Source organism: Methylobacterium indicum (genome assembly GCF_017347565.1).
GTDB classification, from domain to species: domain Bacteria; phylum Pseudomonadota; class Alphaproteobacteria; order Rhizobiales; family Beijerinckiaceae; genus Methylobacterium; species Methylobacterium indicum.
On the sequence record NZ_AP024145.1, the window covers coordinates 4,146,481 to 4,165,704 of the forward strand.

Genomic DNA, 19,224 nt, shown 5'->3' on the forward strand with positions numbered 1-19,224 from the left:
AGGATCCGCCGATGACCGACGCCGCGCCCTCCACCCGCCCCGCGAACGCCGCCGACGCCGCCCTGCTCCAGGGACCGGTTCCCACCCCGGCCGCCGCGCCGCCGAACGCGGTGCCCGCCGTCCCGCCGAATCCCGTCCCTCCGCAGGCCCAGCCTGGCGCTCCTGCCCGGATCGCCGTCGCGCTCCCCAGCCAGGTCGCCGACCAGCTCGCCCGCATCGAGGACAAGGCCTCCCGGATCGAGGACAAGTACGCCCGCTCCGAGGCCCTGCTCGCCCGCGTCGAGGACCGGGTCGAGGCGGCCGGCGCCCGCATGAACGAGGCCGCCCGCCAGGCGGACCTCGCGGCCCTGCGCGCCGAGGTCCGGGCGCTCTCCGACCGTACCCGCCGCCTGCCGGGTGCCGGCGCCCTGATCCTGACGGCGGTCGTCACCGCCGTGCTCACGGTGGTGCTGACCCTGGTGGCCCAGCGCCTCAACCTCCAGTCCCTGATCCCGCTGCGCTGATCCGCGCCGCGCCACCCCCACAAGGTGCCCCGCCGATGACCCAGTTCCGTACCCTCGACGATGCCGGCGACCTGAAGGGCAAGCGCGTCCTCGTCCGCGTCGATTTCAACGTGCCGATGGACGGGGGCCGCGTCACCGACGCCACCCGCATCAAGCGCGTGCTGCCGACGCTCAACGAGCTCGTCGAGGCCGGCGCCAAGGTGATCCTGCTGGCCCATTTCGGCCGCCCGAAGGGCAAGCCGGTCGCCGCCGAGTCCCTGCGCCCGATCGCCGAGGCCACCGCTTCGGCGCTCGGCCGCCCGGTCGCCTTCGCGGAGGATTGCATCGGCGAGACCGCCGCGTCGGCCGTGGCGGCGCTGAAGGACGGCGACGTCCTGATGCTGGAGAACACCCGCTTCCACGCCGGCGAGGAGAAGAACGACAAGGCCTTCGTCGAGGCTCTGGCCGCCAACGGCGACGTCTACGTCAACGAGGCCTTTTCCGCCGCCCACCGGGCGCACGCCTCGACGGAAGGGCTCGCCCACGTTCTGCCGGCCTATGCCGGGCGCCTGATGCAGGCCGAGCTCGATGCGCTGACCAAGGGCCTCGAGGCGCCGGCCCGGCCGGTGGTGGCGATCGTCGGCGGCTCCAAGGTCTCGACCAAGATCGATCTCCTGAAGAACCTCGTCGCCAAGGTCGACGCCCTGGTGATCGGCGGCGGCATGGCCAACACCTTCCTGCATGCCGCCGGCCTTAGCGTCGGCAAGTCGCTCTGCGAGCGCGACCTGGCCTCTACCGCCCAGGCGATCATCGAGGCGGCCCGCGAGAACAATTGCGCCCTCATCCTGCCGGTCGACGGCGTGGTGGCGGAGGAATTCAAGGCCGGCGCCCCCCACCACACCTACGGGGTCGACGCGATCCCCGACAACGGCATGATCCTCGACATCGGCGGCCTGTCGGTGGACCGGATCTCGGCCGCGATCGACGATGCCAAGACCCTGGTGTGGAACGGCCCCGTCGGCGCCTTCGAGATCGCGCCCTTCGACCAGGGCACGGTGGCGGCGGCCCGCCACGCGGCGGCGCGCACCAAGGCCGGCCAGCTCGTCTCAGTGGCGGGCGGCGGCGATACGGTGGCGGCGCTCAACCATGCCGGCGTGTCGGCGGACTTCACCTACATCTCGACCGCCGGCGGCGCCTTCCTCGAATGGCTCGAGGGCAAGCCGCTCCCGGGCGTCGACGCCCTGCGCCGGCAAGCTTGAGGGTTCCGTTCAGGTCGGCTGCGTTAGGACGCCGGCCGACCCGTCCGCTATAGTGCGGCAACACTGACAGTCTCGGAGGATTTCGACATGGCGCGCATCACGCTCAGGCAGCTCCTCGACCACGCCGCCGAGCACGGCTACGGGGTGCCGGCCTTCAACATCAACAACATGGAGCAGGGCCTCGCCATCATGGCGGCGGCCGACGCCACCGACTCGCCGGTGATCCTCCAGGCGAGCCGCGGCGCCCGCTCCTACGCCAACGACGTCGTGCTGGCCAAGCTGATCGACGGCCTCGTCGAGATCTATCCCCACATCCCGGTCTGCATGCACCTGGATCACGGGAACAACGAGGCGACCTGCGCCACCGCGATTCAGTACGGCTTCACCTCGGTGATGATGGACGGGTCGCTGAAGGCCGACGGCAAGACCCCGGCGGACTACAATTACAACGTCGAGATCACCCGCAAGGTGACCGAGATGGCGCACTGGGCCGGCTGCTCGGTCGAGGGCGAGCTCGGCGTGCTCGGCTCGCTCGAGAGCGGCGAGGGCGAGGCCGAGGACGGCCACGGCGCCGAGGGCGTCCTGTCGCACGACCAGCTCCTGACCGACCCGGCCGAGGCGGAAAAATTCGTGGCGGCCACCAAGGTCGACGCGCTGGCGGTCGCCATGGGCACCTCGCACGGCGCCTACAAGTTCACCCGCAAGCCCGACGGCGCGGTGCTGGCGATGAACGTGATCGAGGAGATCCACCGCCGCCTGCCCAACACCCACCTGGTGATGCACGGCTCCTCGTCGGTCCCGCAGGACCTCCAGGACATCATCAACCAGTATGGCGGCGAGATGAAGCCGACCTGGGGCGTGCCGGTTGAGGAAATCCAGCGCGGCATCAAGCACGGCGTGCGCAAGATCAACATCGACACCGACAACCGGATGGCGATGACCGGCCAGATCCGCAAGATCCTGATGGAGAACAAGGCCGAGTTCGACCCGCGCAAGTACCTGAAGCCGGCGATGGACGCGATGACGAAGCTCTGCAAGCAGCGCTTCGAGGAGTTCGGCACGGCGGGCAACGCCGGCAAGATCCGGCCGATCGCGCTCTCCGAGATGGCCAAGCGCTACGCCGCCGGCAAGCTCGACCCGTCCTTCGCCCCGTCGAAGGCCGCCGCCGAGTAATCCAGGCAGGGTGGTGAGGCGGCCTTGAGCGCCGCATCGCCGCCCCATTGACCATGCAGCAGGGCGGGCGGCCGGCGGGCCGTCCGCCCCGCGCGTTTTCGACAGCCCCCGTCCAGACCCCTCGCGACAGACTGAAGATGGCCGATCCCCAGACCCGCCTGATCCTCCTCACCGCCCCCGAGGCCGGCCCGGACCTCAAGGATCGCCTGGCGCGCGCGGTCGCGGCCGGCGACGTCGCCGCGGTGATCCTGCGCCTGCCGCCCGGCGAGGAGCGCGCCCTCGTCAACGCCGTCAAGGCGGTGGCGCCCGCGGTGCAGGAGGCCGGGGCGGCCCTGGTGCTGGCCGGCGGCGGGGGCATCGACCTCGCCACCGTGGCCTCCCGCAGCGGCGCCGACGGCGTCCACGTCCCGGCGAATTACGGCGCCGAGGACCAGGCGGAATCGGACATCCCCGCCGAGGCCGACGGCGAGGAGGATGAGGAGGACGAGGGCGACAGCCCGCTGCGCGCGCTCCGCGATCGCCTGCGCGACGGCCGCATCCTCGGGGTCGGGCGGCTGCGCACCAAGCACGCCGCCATGGAGGCCGGCGAGGCCGGCGCCGATTACGTCCTGTTCGGCGACGAGGCGAAGCTCGCCCACGACGACCTCGTGGCGCGGCTGACCTGGTGGGTCGAGATCTTCGAGACGCCGTGCATCGCGCTTGCCCGCGACCTTGCGGCGGTGCCGGACCTCCTCGCCACGGGGGCCGAGTTCATCGGCCTCGATCCCGTGCTCTGGGCCGGGGAGGGGGGCGAGGCCGCGGTGGCCGAGGTGCAGCGGATGATCCAGGACCGGCCGGCCGGGGAGGGGTGAGGATGCGGATGCTCCGCCTCGCGACGCCGGCGCTCCTCGGCGCGGCCGGCCTCGCAATCCTTGACCTCGCGGCCGGACCGGTCGCGGCCAAGCCGACCGCGACGACGCCGGTCCCGGCGACGCCCGCCCCGACCTTGCCGGGCACCCAGACCTTCGGCGCGCCCAACAAGACCCTGCCGGGCGCGGCCTCGCTGCCGCCCGCGCCGTCGAAGGACCCGAACGCCGACCTCGCCTACGGCGCCTACCAGCGCGGCTTCTACGTCACGGCCTTCAAGGAGGCGACGAAGCGGCTCGAGACCAACAAGACCGATTTTCCCGCCATGACCCTGCTGGCGGAGCTCTACAGCCAGGGCCTCGGCGTGCGCCAGGATCCCGCCCGTGCCGCCGAATGGTACCGGCTGGCCGCCAATCTCGGCGATCCGCATGCCGCGGCGACGCTCGGCATGATGCAGATCGAGGGCCGGGGCGTGCCGAAGGACCAGGCCGCCGGCCGCGCCCTCCTGGAGAAGGCCGCCGCCCGGGCCGACGCGACCGCGAGCTACAACCTCGCCCTGATCCTGCTCGGGACAGGCGCGCCCGCCGACCTGACCCGCGCCGTCGATCTCCTGCGCCAGGCCGCCCACCAGGAGCTGGCCCCGGCCCAGCACGCGCTCGGCGTGCTCTATCTCCAGGGCCGTGGGACCGCGAAGGATCCGACCAAGGCGGCCGAGTGGTTCCGCCGCGCCGCCGACAACGGCGATCTGCCCGGCGAGGTCGAGTACTCGATCCTGCTGTTCAACGGCGAGGGCGTGGCGAAGGACGAGGCCCGCGCCGCCCGCTACTTCCGCCACGCCGCCTTCCGGGGCAACGCGGTGGCCCAGAACCGCGTCGCCCGGCTCTACGCCAGCGGCCGCGGCGTTCAGAAGAACCTCGTCGAGGCCGCGGCCTGGGACATGGCCGCCCGGGCGCAGGGCCTCTCGGACGCCTGGCTGACCCAGGCCGTGTCCGGGCTCAACGCGGAGGAGAAGGCCCGCGCCGAGCGGCTGGCGGCGGACCGGGCGGGGCCGTGAGCGGGGAGCCGTCGGCGCGCATCAGCCCCGCATCGACCGAAAAGTGGTTTCCTCGCCTCGTGCCGATGCTCTAGAGCCAATCACCAGCCAAGCGCCCCGCCTCGCCGCGGTCGCGCGCTTTTGCCGTTTTCATCCGACGCGGGTGCCAGCGCCCGACTCCGAAGGACTTCGCCCATGACCCCGACCCGCATTCCGGGAGCCGCCGCCCGATGATCGTCTCTCCCCTGATGACCGTGATGGTCGATGCCGTGCGCAAGGCGGCGCGCGGGCTCAAGCGCGATTTCGGCGAGATCGAGAACCTGCAGGTCTCGCGAAAAGGGCCGGGCGACTTCGTCACCGCCGCCGACCGCAAGGCCGAGGCCACCCTGCGCGAGGCCCTGATGAAGGCGCGGCCGGGCTACGGCCTCGTGATGGAGGAGAGCGGGGTCATCGAGGGCCAGGACAAGACCCATACCTGGCACGTCGACCCCCTCGACGGCACCACCAACTTCCTGCACGGCGTGCCGCATTTCTGCATCTCGGTCGGCCTCGAGCGCGAGGGCACGATCGTCGCGGCGGTGATCTACGAGCCGATCAAGGACGAGCTCTACCTCGCCGAGCGCGGCAAGGGCGCCTTCCTCAACAACAAGCGCCTGCGGGTCGCCGGCCGGCAGGACCTCGCCGACAGCCTGGCGCTCTACGGCTCGCCCTATCTCGGCCGCGGCAGCCATCCGCGCCTGCTCAAAGAGCTCGCCGCCGTGATGGCGGTGACCGGCGGCGTGCGCCAGACCGGCTCGGCCGCCCTCGACCTCGCCGCGGTCGCCTGCGGCCGGGCCGACCTCTACTGGGAGCGCGACATCAAGACCTGGGACATGGCCGCGGGCCTGCTCCTGGTGCGCGAGGCCGGCGGGTTCGCCAGCAGCGCCGACGGTGGTGCCGACCCGATGACCGCCGGCTCGGTCGCCTGCGGCAACGAGGTGCTGCAGCGCGAGCTCGTCTCCATCCTGCGCAAGGTCGGCGGCTGACCCCGCCGCCCGGGCCGGCTCCGACCGGCCCCGGCCTTCGCCGACATCTCGAAAAAAGGCCTGACGCCATGGACCCGCGCACCACGTCCGCCCTCAAGGACGCGATCCGCTCGATCCCGGACTATCCGAAGCCCGGCATCATGTTTCGCGACATCACCACCCTGCTCGGCGATGCCCGCGCCTTCCGGCGCGCGGTGGACGAGCTGGTGCACCCTTACGCGGGCGGCCGGATCGACCAGGTCGCCGGTATCGAGGCGCGGGGCTTCATCCTCGGCGGCGCCATCGCCCACCAGCTCTCCTCGGGCTTCGTACCGATCCGCAAGAAGGGCAAGCTGCCCCACACCACCGTGTCGATCGCCTACGCGCTCGAATACGGCACCGACGAGATGGAGATCCATTCCGACGCGGTGAAGCCCGGCGACCGGGTGATCCTGGTCGACGACCTGATCGCCACCGGCGGCACCGCCACGGCGGCGGTGGAATTGCTGCGCCGGATCGGCGCCGAGGTGGTGGCGGCCTGCTTCGTCATCGACCTGCCGGAACTCGGCGGCGCCGACCGCCTTCGCGCCCTCGACCTGCCGGTGCGGACCCTGATCGAGTTCGACGGACACTGAACGAAAAATAAAGGCGGGCCGTTCGGGCCCGCCTCGTTGCTTTACTCATCCCACTCTCCACACCTCATCCTGAGGTGTTAGTCGATCGACGATCGACTGACCTCGAAGGAGAGCTCCAGAGACCACAGCGAGTCCTGGAGCCCTCCTTCGAGGCTCCCTGCGGTCGCACCTCAGGATGAGGGCGTGGGCGGGATGAGGCAGACGCTCCCCGACGGATCCCTCAGGCCGCCTTGGCCAGGCTCTCGAACAGGCCGCGCCCGTCGGTGCCGCCGACGAGCCCTTCGACGAAGTTCTCCGGGTGCGGCATCATCCCCAGCACGTTGCGGTCTTCCGAATAGATCCCCGCGATGGAGTTGAGCGAGCCGTTGCGGTTCGCTTCCACCGTGATCTGGCCGGCGGCGTCGCAGTAGCGGAACGCCACCCGGCCCTCGCCCTCGATCCGCGCCAGGGTCTCGGCATCGGCGAAGTAGTTGCCCTCGCCGTGGGCGACACAGACGTCGATCACCTCGTGCTGGGCGTAGGCCTTGGTGAAGGCGGTGTCGGCGCGTTCCACCCGCAGGGTCTGGCGGTGGCAGATGAAGCGGCGGCCGACATTGCGCATCAGCACGCCCGGCAGCAGGCCGGACTCGCACAGGATCTGGAAGCCGTTGCAGATGCCGAGCACAAGCCCGCCGCGGGCGGCGTGAGCCCGCACCGCGTCCATGGCGTGGGCGCGTCCCGCGATGGCGCCGCAGCGCAGGTAGTCGCCATAGGAGAAGCCGCCGGGCAGGACCGCGAGGTCGGTGCCGGCGGGCAGCTCGGTCTCGGTGTGCCAGACGGTGGCCACCTCGGCGCCGGCGAGGCGCAGGGCCCGGGCGACGTCCCGCTCGCGGTTCGAGCCCGGGAAGACGACGATGGCGGCCTTCATCGGGCGATCTCGACGCGGTAGTTCTCGACCACGGTATTGGCGAGCAGCCGGTCGCAGGCGGCCTTCACGGTCGCCTCGGCGGCGGCCTCGTCGGCGGCGTCGACCTCGACCTCGAAGAACTTGCCCTGGCGCACGCCGGCGATGCCCGAGATCCCGAGCGAGCGCAGCGCCCCCTCGATCGCCTTGCCCTGGGGGTCGAGGACGCCGGTCTTCAGGGTGACGGTGACGCGCGCTTTCATCGGCCAGACCTTCGGCAGCGGGGAGGGCTTTTGTCAGGCTCCCGATAGTGCGGAACGTGCGCCGAGGCAACGCCGGGGCGGCGTCCGCGGCGGTCGCGCCGACACGGATTGATCTTTGCTGGTAGGATTCTAATACTCCCCGGGATACCGGATACCGCGGCACGGGCGGGCGTCCGCCGCACCGGGGCGGTGCACCGGTCGGGGGTGGAACATGTCGGACGCCGACGACGCGTTCATTCGTCAGTCATTCGACCTGATCGACGGCCTCGACGGCCTGTCGGACCCCCTGGACGTGCAGAAAACGATCTTCGACCTCGTCGCCCGCTGCGGCTTCTCCTACTTCGCGATCACCCGGCTGCCGCAGCCGAGCGAGCGGATCGGCCCCAACCTCCTGCTCAGCGTCTGGCCGGATGGCTGGCTCGCGCATTACGACCGTGTCGGACATTACCGTTACGATCCCGTGGTGCGGCACTGCTTCCGCACCACCGAGCCCTTCGCCTGGAACGAGGCGCCCCTCGAGCCCGATACCGCCTCGCAGGCCCGCCGGGTGATGGAGGAGGCGCGCGAGCACGGCATGGGCGCGGGCTATTGCGTGCCGATCCACGACGCCCACGGCTTCCAGGGCGGGATCTCGCTCGCCGGCGAGCGGGTCGAGATGACGCCGCGGGTCCGGCGCGCGGTCCATCTGCTCGGGCTCTACGCCTGGTCGGCCGCCGCCCGCACCACCGCCCGCCGCCGCAAGCCGGGCGGACGGCTCCTGAGCGCCCGCGAGCGCGACGTGCTGTCCTGCGCCGCGCAGGGACGCACCCAGGAGGAGACCGCCGATTTCCTCGGCGTCTCGATCGACACCGTCGCCACCCACCTGCGCAACGCCCGCACCAAGATCGGCACCCGCAACACCACCCACACGGTGATCGAGGCCCTGCGGCTGCGGGAGATCTCACTCTAAAAATCCGCATCTGCGGCGGGCACCCTCCCGGTTTTCCGGGATACCGGGACACGTCCCCCTCTGGCCTTATGGAGCCGGACCGAGGGACGTCAGCGCATGATCCGCCTCCACGCCATCGACCGGACGAGCCGTGGAGCCTACGCGGACGCCCTGGCGCAGCACCATGCGCTCCGCCGCGCCGCCTTCGAGGAGGGGCGCTGCCGGGCACTCCGGAGCGTCGACGCCGCCGGGCGCGACCGCTTCGACACCGAGGCCACCCGCTACCTCCTCGCCATCGACCGCGACGGCCGCGTCGCGGGCGGTACCCGGCTCCTGCCCTCCGACGGTCCGACGCTCCTGAGCGAGGTGTTTCCGCACCTCGCCGACATCCGGGGCTTCGCCCGCGAGCCCGGGACCTGGGAATGCACCCGGCTCTTCGCCTCGGCGCGCTACCGCGAGGAACGGCCGCTGTCGCGGGCCGCCGGCATCGTGTCGGCGGGCATGATCGAGCATTGCCTCGAACAGGGCATCCCGCATCTCAACCTCGTCGTCGAGACCTACTGGATTCCCCAGCTCGCCGAGATCGGCTGGCGCCCGCGGCCCCTCGGCCTGCCGGTCGCCTGCGAGGGCGTCTCGCTCTGCGCGGTCTCGATCGCGATGACCGAGGAGGCCCTGCGGGAGACCCGGGCGGCCTACGGCATCGTGGCCTCGGTCCTCGCCCGCCCCTCGACGCCTCCCGACCGACCGCGGGTCGGCCGCGGCCTGGCCGCGTGAGGAGGCGAGCGATGCCGTACCACGACGACACCCGCTTCCCCGTTTCGCTCCCCCGCAGCCTGCCGCCGCCGGGCCTGGAGCGGCCTCCGGCCGATTGCTTGGCCGAGCACCTGATCGAGGCCTACCGGCATGCCGCGGCCTGCGAGGATCCGGTCGTCCTCGACCTGATCCGGCTCGCCCTCGGCTATGTCGGCCGCACCTATCCGCCTACCGCGCTCCACGCCGCGGAGGAGCATTGGTCATGACCTCCGGCGCCCATCCCGGACCCGCTTCCCGATTGTCCTCTCCCCACGACCAGGCACGCACCATGACCTTCGCGATCCATTCCTCCGCCCGGCATTCCGACCTGTCCCAGGCCGACATCTCCCAGGCCGCCCGAGCCGAGATCCAGGCCCTGCGCCTCGCCGCCGGGATCCTCGACCTCCAGCACACCGCGAGCCCGCAGATCCGCGATCTGCCCTCCGTGCAGGCGATGATCCGCGCCGCGACGGCCGTGTTCGACGAGCTCGGCTTCGGCGAGGAGGGCGAGCCCGAGCGGACGATGTCGTCCTGAGCGTCGCCCGCTCCGTCGATCCGTGCGGGGTCGTCGGGCATACAAAAGGCGCGATGCGCCCCGCCTCCGGTCGGAAGCGGGAGCGCATCGCGCCCTGTCGTTTCAAAGGACCGTTCCAGCCGCCCGGTCCAGGCGCGGGGGTGAGGTACCCTCCGCGGCCCGCGAGGGCTTCAGTACGCCACCCGCTTCTCGACGTAGCGGAACTGGATCGCGGTGAGCCCGATCACGATCGCCATCAGCACCACCGACTGCGCCGCCGAGCCGCCGAGATCGGCGCCGATGCGGCCGTCCTGGTAGACCTTGTAGACGAGGGTCTGGGTCGCCCGGCCGGGACCGCCATGGGTGAGCACGTCGATGACGCCGAACGTCTCGCAGAAGGCGTAGACCACGTTGACGACCATCAGGAAGAACGTGGTCGGCGAGAGAAGCGGAAACACGATGGTCCAGAACCGCCGGGCCGGGCCGGCACCGTCGATCGCCGCCGCCTCGATCACGCTGCCGGGGATCGCCTGAAGGCCGGCGAGGAAGAACAGGAAGTTGTAGGAGACCTGCTTCCAGGCCGCCGCCATCACCACCAGGATCATGGCGTGGTTCCCGTCGAGGAGCGGGTTCCACGGGATGCCGATCTGGTTGAGGCCCCGCGCGATCAGCCCGAGGCCGGGCTGGAACAGGAAGCCGAACAGCACGCCCGCCACCGCCGGCGCCACCGCGTAGGGCCAGATCAGGAGCGTCCGGTAGATCCCCGAACCCCGGATCTCCCGGTCCGCCATCGTGGCGAGCAGCAGGGCGAAGCTTAAGGAAAGCCCCGCCACCGCCGCCGCGAAGACCAGCGTGGTGACGAGGGCCTGGTAATAGGCCGGGTCCGTGAACAGGGCCCGGTAGTTGTCGAACCAGACGAACTCCGTCGAGAGCCCGAACGCGTCCTGCATCTGGAACGACTGCCAGACCGCCTGTACGGCCGGCCAGTAGAAGAACAGGCCGACGATCAGGAGCTGCGGCGCGATCAGCGCCGCCGGCAGCAGCCGACCTCCGAAGGTGATGCGCTCGGGGCTCATGAGGTTACCGTCCGGCCTGCTTCTCGAACTGGCGCAGCATCGCGTTGCCGCGGGTCGCCGCCTCGTCGAGGGCTTGCTTCGCCGTCTTCTTGCCGGCCAGCGTCGCCTCGATCTCCTCGGCCCACATGTCGCGCATCTGCGGCAGGTTGCCGAGGCGAAGGCCCCGGGAATTCTCCGTCGGCGGCTTGTTGGTCAGTTCCTTGATCGGCGTCTCGAGGGCCGGGTTCTTGTCGTAGAAGCCGTCCGCCTTGGATTTTTCGTAGGCGGCCTTGGTGATCGGCATGTAGCCGGTGGTCTGGTGCAGCTTCGCCTGCCGGTCGGTGTCGGACAGGAAGGTAAAGAACTTCGCCACGCCCTTGTACTCGTCGGGCTTCTTGCCGCCCATCACCCACAGCGAGGCGCCGCCGATGATGCTGTTCTGCGGCGCGCCGGGCATGTCGGGATAGTAGGGCATCGGCGCCGAGGCCCAGGCGAACTTCGCCGCGCCCTTGACGTTGCCGTAGGAACCGGACGACCCGAACATGATCGGGCACTCGCCGGCCGTGAAGCGGCCGAAGCCGCTGTCGTAGCGGCCGGAATAGTCGAAGGACTTGTCCTTCTGCGCCTCGGCGAGGTTGGTCAGGTGCTTGACCTGGAGCGGGCCGTTGATCTCGAGCGTGGTGTCGAGGCCGTCCATGCCGTTGGCCTTGGTGGCGACCGGCACGTTGTGCCAGGCCGAGAGCTGCTCGATGTTGAGCCAGGTCACCCAGGTCGTCGAGAAGCCGCAATTCGGGAAGCCGTTCTGCGTCAGCTTCTTGGCCGCCGCGAACAGGTCCGGCCAGGTCTTCGGCGGCGCGTCGAGGCCGATCGACTTCAGGGCGTCGGTATTGACCCACATCACCATCGACGACGAGTTGAACGGGAACGAGAGCATCTCGCCCTTGGTCGTCGAGTAGTAGCCGGTGATCGCCGGCAGGTAGGCGTTCGCGTCGAACGGCTCGCCGGCATCCTTCATCAGCTGGTAGACCGGCTTGATCGCGCCCTTGGCCGACATCATCGTGGCGGTGCCGACCTCGAACACCTGCATGATGTGCGGCGCGGTGCCGGCCCGGAAGGCCGCGATGCCGGCATTCAGCGTCTCGCCGTAATTGCCCTTGTAGGTGGGCACCACCTTGTAGTCGCTCTGGCTCGCGTTGAACTCGTCGGCGAGGCGGTTGACGGCGTCGTTGTTGGCGCCCGTCATCGCGTGCCACCATTGCAGCTCGGTCACGGCGAGCGCCGGGGTCGCGGCGGCGGCCAGCCCGAGGCCGGCGAGTGCGATGCGGATCGTCAGGGTGGGGGCCATCGGGTTGTCGTCTCCTCGTGTGCGGCCCCTCATGCGGGGCCCGCGTGACACTCCGACGACAGGCGCCGGGGGTGACGCGGCCCGCACCGTCTCCAGCGGCGGGCAGCTTGTTAGTAGCTGGCTAAGCACAGCCGTGCCCGCGGGACAAGGGAGGGTCGTGAAGAGTGCGACCCCGTCGGCGCAGTTCTCCGGATCATCCTACTCACGACCTCATCCTGCGGTCGCACCTCAGGATGAGGTTGCAGGTGGGATGAAAGCTTCGAACTCGAAGCTTCAGGCCCGCTTCCGATCCCGCAGCGCCTGGATGGTCGTCGTCGGGGTGATCGCCTCGGGGTCGATCGGGCAATGCAGGATCGCCGGCAGGCCGGAGCCAAGCGCCCGCGCCAGGGCAGCGGGAAAATCCTCGGTGCGCTCGACCCGCTCGCCGTAGCCGCCGAAGGCGGTGGCATAGGCGGCGAAATCGGGGTTCTTCAACGCGGTGCCGGAGACGCGGCCGGGATATTCGCGCTCCTGGTGCATCCGGATCGTGCCGTACATTCCATTATCGACCAGGATGACGATGACCGGCAGCCCGTACTGGACGGCGGTGGCGAATTCCTGCCCGTTCATCAGGAAGTCGCCGTCGCCCGAGACCACCACGACGGTGCGGTCGGGAAGCAGGCGCTTGGCGCCGATGGCGGCGGGCACGCCGTAGCCCATCGAGCCCGAGGTCGGGGCGAGCTGGCCGTCATGGGCGCGGAACGGCCAGAAGCGGTGCACCCAGGTGGCGAAGTTACCCGCCCCGTTGCACAGGATCGCGTCGGCGGGCAGTGCCTCGCGCAAATGCGCCATCACGCCGCCCATCTGGAGATTGCCCGGGGTGGTGATCCGGGTCGGATCGCTCCAGGCCAGGTATTCGGCATGCAGGGCCTCGGTGCCCGCGGCCCAGGGCAGGGCGCGAGGCGGCTGCACGGTCTCGATCGCCGCCGCGAAGGCGGTCGGGCTCGCATTGATGGCGAGCGTCGGGCTGTAGACGCGGCCGAGTTCCTCCGGGTCCGGGTGGACGTGGACGAGGGTCTGGCGGGGCCCGGGGATGTCGAGGAGCGTGTAGCCCTGCGACGGGATCTCCGACAGCCGCCCGCCGACGACGAGCAGGAGATCGGCCTCCTTGATCCGGGCGAGGAGCTTCGGGTTGACGCCCAGCCCGAGATCGCCGGCATAGCAGCGGTGATCGGCCGAGAAATGGCCCTGGCGCCGGAACGAGCAGGCGACGGGGAGCGAGAACAGGTCGGCGAAACGCGAGAAGCGCCGCACGGCCTCCGCCGACCAGCGGCTGCCGCCGAGGATCGCGAAGGGTTTTTCGGCCTGCCCCAGCAGGTTTTGGAGCGCGACCATCTGGGCGAGCGCCGGATGGGTCTCGACCGGCCGGAAGGCGGGAGCATCCGGGACGGTCGCGGTCTCGACCAGCATGTCCTCGGGCAGCGCGATCACCACCGGGCCGGGCCGGCCGGCGGTGGCGACGTGGAAGGCGCGGGCGATCAGCTCGGGCAGGCGGTCGGCGCTGTCGATCTCGGTGACCCACTTGGCGATGGTGCCGAACACCGCCCGGTAATCGAGCTCCTGGAACGCCTCGCGCTCGCGGGCCGCCCGCTCGATCTGGCCGACGAACAGGATCATCGGGGTCGAATCCTGCTTGGCGATGTGCAGGCCGGGCGAGGCGTTGGTGGCGCCGGGGCCGCGGGTGACGAAGCAGATGCCGGGCTTCCCCGTGAGCTTGCCGTGCGCCTCCGCCATCATGGCGGCCCCGCCCTCCTGCCGGCAGACGGTGAGGCGGATCTGCGCGTCGTGCAGCGCGTCGAGCACCGCGAGGTAGCTCTCGCCGGGCACGCAGAAGATGTCGCCGACGCCGTGGCGGGCGAGCTGGTCCACCAGGATCTGCCCGCCGGTGCGGGGGCGGGGGGCGTCGGTCATGGGTGCGTCCTTTGTCGAGCCACGTTCTTGAGTTGCTTCTCTCGGGTATTCGAAAGCGGACAAGGCCGCGCGCGAAACGGACGGAATCGGCTCGCCATGATCATGCATCGTCGGCCGACCTCACACCTCACGGTTTGAGAATCCGTGCCAGCGCGATGACGGCGCCGATGATCGCGAGTGTCTGAAAACCGATCAGTCCGGCGACCCATTTGATGATGTCGCTCTTCGTCGATTCGATGCGCGCTTCCAGGCGTAGCTCGGTTTCCCGCTGGCTCGCCTTGACGGCGTCCATGTCCGATCGCGTGCTGGTCCGCAGCGCCTCGATGCTCGCCTTGACGCCTTCGATGCTCGCCTCGACGTCCTTGAGATCCGCTTTCGTCGGAATATCGCCTTGGATGGCTTCGAGAAGAGCGTCGGACAGACCTTCCGCCTGCTCGGGCGACATCTTCGCCCGGTCGCGCAACGTCCGGGCGAATTTGAGCGTGTCGAACGCGATCGAGGTCATGGTGGGGACGGGCGTCTTCCGGGAGGCTCGTAGCGAGCACCATAGCAGTCAGCGATGGCCTTGGCTCGCGCCGCCTGCATCGACGACGTCCGTCACCCGCCCCAGGCCGGATCCGCCAGCACGCTCTGCGTATGGTCCCCCACCTGCGGCGAGGCGGTCTGGGCGGCCATCGGCACGCCATCGATGACGATCGGCGAGCGCACGCTCGGGATCGTGCCGCCCTTGGCGCGCGGATCCGGCAGGTCGAGGCGCATCCCGCGATGGACCACCTGCGGGTCGGAGAAGACCTCGGCGAGGTCGTTGATCGGGCCGACCGGCACGTTGACGGCGCCGAGGCGCGCCAACAGGTCGGCCTTGGTGTGGCGGCTCGTCTCGGCGCTGATGAGCGGGATCAGCACGTCGCGCCGGGTCACCCGGCCCGGATTGGTGGAATAGTCGGGGTCGAGGTGCCAGGTCGTGCCGAGCACACTGCAAAACTTCTGGAACTGGCCGTCGTTGCCGCAGGCGACGATGATGTGGCCGTCCGACGTCGGGAAGACCTGGTAGGGCACGATGCTGGTATGCTCATTGCCCATCCGGGGCGGCAGCAGGCCCGACACGAGATAGACCAGGGCCTGGTTGCCGAGCACCGAGACCTGGGTGTCGAGGAGCGCCATGTCGATGTGGCAGCCCTTGCCCGTGGCGTGCCGGCCCTGGAGGGCGGCGAGGATCGCCACCGTGCCGTAGACCCCGGTGAACACGTCCGCGAAGGCGACCGCGGTCTTGACCGGCTCGCCCTCGGGCTCGCCGGTGAGCGACATGATCCCGCCCAGCCCCTGGACCATGAAGTCGTAGCCGGCCCGCGGCGCGTAGGGGCCGTCCTGGCCGAAGCCGGTGACCGAGCAGGTGATGAGCCGGGGGTTGAGGGCGCTCAGGGCCTCGTGGTCGAGCCCGTACTTCTTGAGGCCGCCGACCTTGAAGTTCTCGATCACCACGTCGGCATGGGCGGCGAGCCGCTTCACCACGGCTTGCCCTTCCGCGGTCTCGAAATCGGCCGCGACCGAGCGCTTGCCGCGGTTCGTCGAGTGGAAATACGAGGCCGAAAGCCGCTCGCCGTCCGCGCCCTCGACGAAGGGCGGGCCCCAGGTCCGGGTGTCGTCGCCGACGACCGGCCGCTCGACCTTGACCACGTCGGCGCCGAGATCCGCCAGGAGCTGGCCGATCCAGGGGCCGGCCAGGATGCGGGCGAGTTCGAGCACCTTGATGCCGGCGAGGGGTTTGTGCACGGAAAGTACGCCTCCCAACGATGCGCCTCCCGTTTGCGGAATGGCGCCGGGATCCCCTGCACGGGATCCGTCTCGAGCTTGCATACGCCGAGGCTTGGCCAGCGGGAAAGGCCGTCGGCCTCCGGTCAGCCCTGCGCCAGCCGCCGCCCCGTGGCGGGGTCGAACAGGTGCACGGCGCTCCCGTCGATCGCGAGCCGCACCGTGTCGCCCTCCTGCGCGGGGGAGCCGGCGGGCACCTGCACCGCCACGTCGGTGCCGGCGAGCGGCCCGTGCAGCAGGCGGGTGGCGCCGAGCTCCTCCACGAACGCGACCCGGAACGGCAAGCCGTCCTCCGCGATCCGCAGATCCTCGGGGCGGATGCCGGCCTCGACGGCGGTGCCGGCGGTGAGGCCGGTCACCGGGATCACCGTCCCGTCGATCCGCACGCCCCCCGCCACCGCTTCCGCGGGCAGGATGTTCATCGGCGGCGAGCCCATGAAGGTCGCGACGTAGCGAGTGGCCGGGCGGCGGTAGATCTCGATCGGGGTGCCGACCTGTTCGATCTCTCCGCCATTCATCACCACCAGCCGGTCGGCCATGGTCATCGCCTCGACCTGGTCGTGGGTGACGTAGACCGTGGTGACGGCGAGCTGACGCTGGAGACGGCGGATCTCGACCCGCATCTGCACCCGGAGCTTGGCGTCGAGGTTCGACAGCGGTTCGTCGAACAGGAAGACCTGCGGCTTGCGCACGATCGCCCGCCCCATGGCGACGCGCTGGCGCTGGCCGCCCGAGAGCTGGCGCGGGTAGCGCGTCAGCATGGCCTCCAAGCCCAGCAACCGCGCGGCCTCGGTCACCCGGGTCTCGATCTCGGGCTTCGGCGTGCCGCGGTTGCGCAACCCGTAGGCGAGGTTGTCGTAGACGCGCATGTGGGGATAGAGCGCGTAGTTCTGAAACACCATCGCGATGTCGCGGTCGGCGGGCTCGACGTTGTTGACGACGCGTCCGCCGATGGTGATCGCCCCCGAGGTCACGGTCTCGAGGCCGGCGATCATCCGCAGGACGGTGGACTTGCCGCAGCCGGAGGGGCCGACGAGGACGCAGAAGGCGCCGTCCGGCACGTCGAGCGAGACGCCGCGCACCGCATCGACGCCGCCGGAATAGGTCTTGCGCAGGGTGTCGAGGGCGAGGCCGGCCATCAGGGGCGTCCGATCGTACGGAAAGAGGTCACTTCTCGGTCTCCACCAGGCCGCGCACGAACAGCTTCTGCATCGCGAACACCACCACGACCGGCGGCAGCATCGCCAGCACGGCGGTCGCCATGACGATCTGCCACTCGGTGAGCTGGTCGGTGATCGAGGTCATCTTGCGCAGGCCGATCACCACCGTCTGCATGTCGTCGCGGGTGGTGACCAGCAGCGGCCAGAGATACTGGTTCCAGCCGTACAGGAACTGGATCACGAACAGCGCCGCCATCGTGGTGCGCGAGAGCGGCAGCAGGGTATCGAGGAAGAACCGCACCGGCCCGGCCCCGTCGATGCGGGAGGCCTCGACGAGCTCGTTCGGCACCGTGAGGAAGAACTGGCGAAACAGCAGGGTCGCGGTCGCCGAGGCGATCAGCGGTAGGGCGAGGCCGGCATAGGTATCGAGGAGCTGGAGGTCGGCCGCGACCTTGTAGGTCGGGTAGATACGGACCTCGACCGGCAGCATCAGGGTGACGAAGATCGCCCAGAAGGCGGTCTGCCGGAACGGAAAATTGAAGTAGATCAGCGCATAGGCCGAGAGCAGCGAGATCGAGATCTTGCCCAGCGCGATGGCGAGCGCCATGATCGTGCTGTTGATCAGCATCAGCCCGACCGGCGCGCCGGCCATGCCGGATTCGGTGAGCGCCCGCCGGTAGGTCTCGAACCCGTGGGTCCCCGGCCAGAGCGGCATCTGCCCGTTGGCGATGGTAGCGGCGTCGTGCGTCGAGCCGATCAGCGCGAGGTAGACCGGGAAGACCACGATGCCGACCCCGAGGCACAGCACGAGGTGCGGGATCAGGTTGCCGAAGCGGCGGTTCTCGACCAACGGGGCCGCTCCCTGGCGGATGGTTTCTTAAGTTCCGGTGCCGCACGCGCGTGACGGGCGTGCGACGCTCGGGGTGCGTGTGGGTCGTCGGCGCTCGTCGCAAGGCCGGCGATTGCCGTTGCAGAGCCGGCTTAGCATCGGTCAAGCTCTGACGAAAGCGCCGCCTCTGCGTTCAGACCTCCAGGCCGGCCTGGGCGGCGAGTGCCTTGAGGTCTCCCTGCGGCCGGGCGCCGAGATGGGAGATAATCTCCGCCGCCGCGACGGCGCCGAGGCGGGCGCAATCGGCGTGGTCGAGGCCGCGGGCGAGGCCGGCGAGGAAGCCCGCCGCGAACAGGTCGCCGGCGCCGGTGGTGTCGACCACCTCGCGCACGGGCGAGGCCGGCACGGATTTCGTCTCGTCGCCCGAGACCACGAGCGCGCCGTCCTCCGAGCGGGTGACGACGCCGAGGAGACCCTTTTCCGCGCGGAGCGCCGCCAGGGCCGTGTCTGCGTCGGCGGTCTGGTACAGGCTCTTCAGCTCGTGGATGTTGGCAAACAGGATGTCGAGGCTGCCGTCGCGGATGAGGCCCAGGAACTCGTCGCGGTAACGGTCGACGCAGAACGCGTCCGACAGGGTCAGCGCGACCTTGTTGCCGGCGCCATGCGCGATCTTGGCCGCCTTGCGGAACGCCTCCTTGGCGGCCGGCGGGTCCCACAGGTAGCCCTCGAGGTAGACGTGGCGGGCGCTCCGCACGGTCTCCTCGTCGACGTCCGAGGCCGAGAGGCCCTGGCAGGCGCCCAGATAGGTGTTCATGGTGCGCTCGCCGTCCGGAGTCACCAGCACGAAGCAGCGGGCGGTCGCCGGGCCTTCCGTCGCCGGAGCGACGCCGAACCGGACGCCGGTGGCGTTGAGGTCGTGGGCGAAGAGACGGCCCAGTTCATCGTCGCGCACCTTGCCGACGAAGCCCGCTCGGGCGCCGAGGAGCGCCGCGCCGACCGCCGTGTTGGCGCCCGAGCCGCCCGAGATGACCGTGGCCGGGCCCATCACCCCGAACAGGTGCTCGGCCCGCGCCTCGTCGATGAGCTGCATCGCGCCCTTGTGCACGCCCTCGCGCACCAGGAAGGCCTCGTCGGTGCGGGCCATCACGTCGACGATGGCGTTGCCGAGGACGAGAAGGTCGAGGGAGGCGGTCATGCAGGGGCTCGCGCGGGAAGGAGTGGTCGCGCCTGTCGCATTCGCCGCCGGGAGGGTCAAGCGCCGGGC

At 70.4% G+C, this 19,224-nt stretch carries 21 protein-coding genes; 11 read left to right on the plus strand and 10 right to left on the minus strand.

Annotated features, from left to right (window positions below; translation table 11 throughout):
• Positions 1–11: 11 nt before the first annotated feature.
• The 7 genes from miv_RS19310 (at position 12) to miv_RS19340 (ending at position 6,432) form a co-directional block, all read left to right on the plus strand.
• Positions 12–503, plus strand: a complete 492-nt coding sequence (locus tag miv_RS19310) for a hypothetical protein (RefSeq protein WP_244496573.1) — start codon at positions 12–14, stop codon at positions 501–503.
• Positions 504–538: 35 nt separating this feature from the next.
• Complete coding sequence (locus tag miv_RS19315; RefSeq protein ID WP_207178323.1) at positions 539–1,741, plus strand: phosphoglycerate kinase; 1,203 nt, start codon at positions 539–541, stop codon at positions 1,739–1,741.
• A gap of 87 nt (positions 1,742–1,828) precedes the next feature.
• Positions 1,829–2,914, plus strand: a complete 1,086-nt coding sequence (gene fba / locus miv_RS19320) for a class II fructose-bisphosphate aldolase (protein ID WP_048430041.1) — start codon at positions 1,829–1,831, stop codon at positions 2,912–2,914.
• A 137-nt stretch (positions 2,915–3,051) separates the two neighbouring features.
• Positions 3,052–3,765, plus strand: a complete 714-nt coding sequence (locus miv_RS19325) for a thiamine phosphate synthase (protein WP_207178325.1) — start codon at positions 3,052–3,054, stop codon at positions 3,763–3,765.
• 2 nt (positions 3,766–3,767) lie between these two features.
• The gene (locus tag miv_RS19330; RefSeq protein WP_207178327.1) at positions 3,768–4,814 is read left to right on the plus strand and encodes a tetratricopeptide repeat protein; all 1,047 of its coding nucleotides are present in this window, start codon (positions 3,768–3,770) and stop codon (positions 4,812–4,814) included.
• 209 nt (positions 4,815–5,023) lie between these two features.
• The gene (locus miv_RS19335) at positions 5,024–5,818 is read left to right on the plus strand and encodes an inositol monophosphatase family protein (RefSeq protein ID WP_048430037.1); all 795 of its coding nucleotides are present in this window, start codon (positions 5,024–5,026) and stop codon (positions 5,816–5,818) included.
• A gap of 68 nt (positions 5,819–5,886) precedes the next feature.
• On the plus strand, positions 5,887–6,432 hold the full coding sequence (locus miv_RS19340; RefSeq protein ID WP_048430036.1) for an adenine phosphoribosyltransferase: 546 nt from the start codon (positions 5,887–5,889) through the stop codon (positions 6,430–6,432).
• Between the two features lie 220 nt (positions 6,433–6,652).
• Here miv_RS19340 and purQ read toward each other — a convergent pair whose 3' ends face one another.
• A complete protein-coding gene (gene purQ, locus miv_RS19345; protein WP_048430035.1) occupies positions 6,653–7,339 on the minus strand; it encodes a phosphoribosylformylglycinamidine synthase subunit PurQ in 687 nt (228 codons plus the stop codon).
• Complete coding sequence (gene purS, locus miv_RS19350) at positions 7,336–7,578, minus strand: phosphoribosylformylglycinamidine synthase subunit PurS (protein WP_048430034.1); 243 nt, start codon at positions 7,576–7,578, stop codon at positions 7,336–7,338. The genes purQ and purS overlap by 4 nt, the downstream gene beginning before the upstream one ends.
• Before the next feature lie 211 nt (positions 7,579–7,789).
• On the opposite strand from purS, the gene miv_RS19355 reads away from it, so the two are divergent.
• The 4 genes from miv_RS19355 (at position 7,790) to miv_RS19370 (ending at position 9,833) form a co-directional block, all read left to right on the plus strand.
• Complete coding sequence (locus miv_RS19355; protein ID WP_048430033.1) at positions 7,790–8,527, plus strand: helix-turn-helix transcriptional regulator; 738 nt, start codon at positions 7,790–7,792, stop codon at positions 8,525–8,527.
• Positions 8,528–8,623: 96 nt separating this feature from the next.
• On the plus strand, positions 8,624–9,280 hold the full coding sequence (locus tag miv_RS19360) for an acyl-homoserine-lactone synthase (protein ID WP_048430032.1): 657 nt from the start codon (positions 8,624–8,626) through the stop codon (positions 9,278–9,280).
• An 11-nt stretch (positions 9,281–9,291) separates the two neighbouring features.
• Entirely contained in the window at positions 9,292–9,525 is a 234-nt protein-coding gene (locus miv_RS19365) for a hypothetical protein (RefSeq protein WP_048430031.1), read from the plus strand.
• Positions 9,522–9,833 carry an SPFH domain-containing protein gene (locus miv_RS19370; protein ID WP_244748602.1) on the plus strand — a complete coding sequence of 104 codons (312 nt, stop codon included), beginning with the start codon at positions 9,522–9,524 and terminating at the stop codon, positions 9,831–9,833. The genes miv_RS19365 and miv_RS19370 overlap by 4 nt, the downstream gene beginning before the upstream one ends.
• A 170-nt stretch (positions 9,834–10,003) precedes the next feature.
• Here miv_RS19370 and ugpA read toward each other — a convergent pair whose 3' ends face one another.
• The 8 genes from ugpA to miv_RS19410 form a co-directional block, all read right to left on the minus strand.
• Positions 10,004–10,888 carry a sn-glycerol-3-phosphate ABC transporter permease UgpA gene (gene ugpA, locus miv_RS19375; protein WP_048430029.1) on the minus strand — a complete coding sequence of 295 codons (885 nt, stop codon included), beginning with the start codon at positions 10,886–10,888 and terminating at the stop codon, positions 10,004–10,006.
• Between the two features lie 4 nt (positions 10,889–10,892).
• A complete protein-coding gene (gene ugpB / locus miv_RS19380; protein WP_048430028.1) occupies positions 10,893–12,212 on the minus strand; it encodes a sn-glycerol-3-phosphate ABC transporter substrate-binding protein UgpB in 1,320 nt (439 codons plus the stop codon).
• Positions 12,213–12,485: 273 nt separating this feature from the next.
• Entirely contained in the window at positions 12,486–14,162 is a 1,677-nt protein-coding gene (locus miv_RS19385) for a thiamine pyrophosphate-binding protein (RefSeq protein WP_207178329.1), read from the minus strand.
• A gap of 127 nt (positions 14,163–14,289) precedes the next feature.
• Positions 14,290–14,667: a CCDC90 family protein gene (locus miv_RS19390; RefSeq protein WP_048430026.1), complete on the minus strand. Its 378-nt coding sequence runs from the start codon at positions 14,665–14,667 to the stop codon at positions 14,290–14,292.
• Positions 14,668–14,759: 92 nt separating this feature from the next.
• The gene (locus tag miv_RS19395; RefSeq protein WP_048430025.1) at positions 14,760–15,932 is read right to left on the minus strand and encodes a CaiB/BaiF CoA transferase family protein; all 1,173 of its coding nucleotides are present in this window, start codon (positions 15,930–15,932) and stop codon (positions 14,760–14,762) included.
• A gap of 125 nt (positions 15,933–16,057) precedes the next feature.
• The gene (locus miv_RS19400; RefSeq protein WP_207178331.1) at positions 16,058–17,110 is read right to left on the minus strand and encodes an ABC transporter ATP-binding protein; all 1,053 of its coding nucleotides are present in this window, start codon (positions 17,108–17,110) and stop codon (positions 16,058–16,060) included.
• A gap of 28 nt (positions 17,111–17,138) precedes the next feature.
• The gene (gene ugpE / locus miv_RS19405) at positions 17,139–17,981 is read right to left on the minus strand and encodes a sn-glycerol-3-phosphate ABC transporter permease UgpE (protein WP_207178333.1); all 843 of its coding nucleotides are present in this window, start codon (positions 17,979–17,981) and stop codon (positions 17,139–17,141) included.
• Between the two features lie 172 nt (positions 17,982–18,153).
• A complete protein-coding gene (locus miv_RS19410; protein WP_207178335.1) occupies positions 18,154–19,155 on the minus strand; it encodes an adenosine kinase in 1,002 nt (333 codons plus the stop codon).
• Positions 19,156–19,224 lie beyond the last annotated feature (69 nt).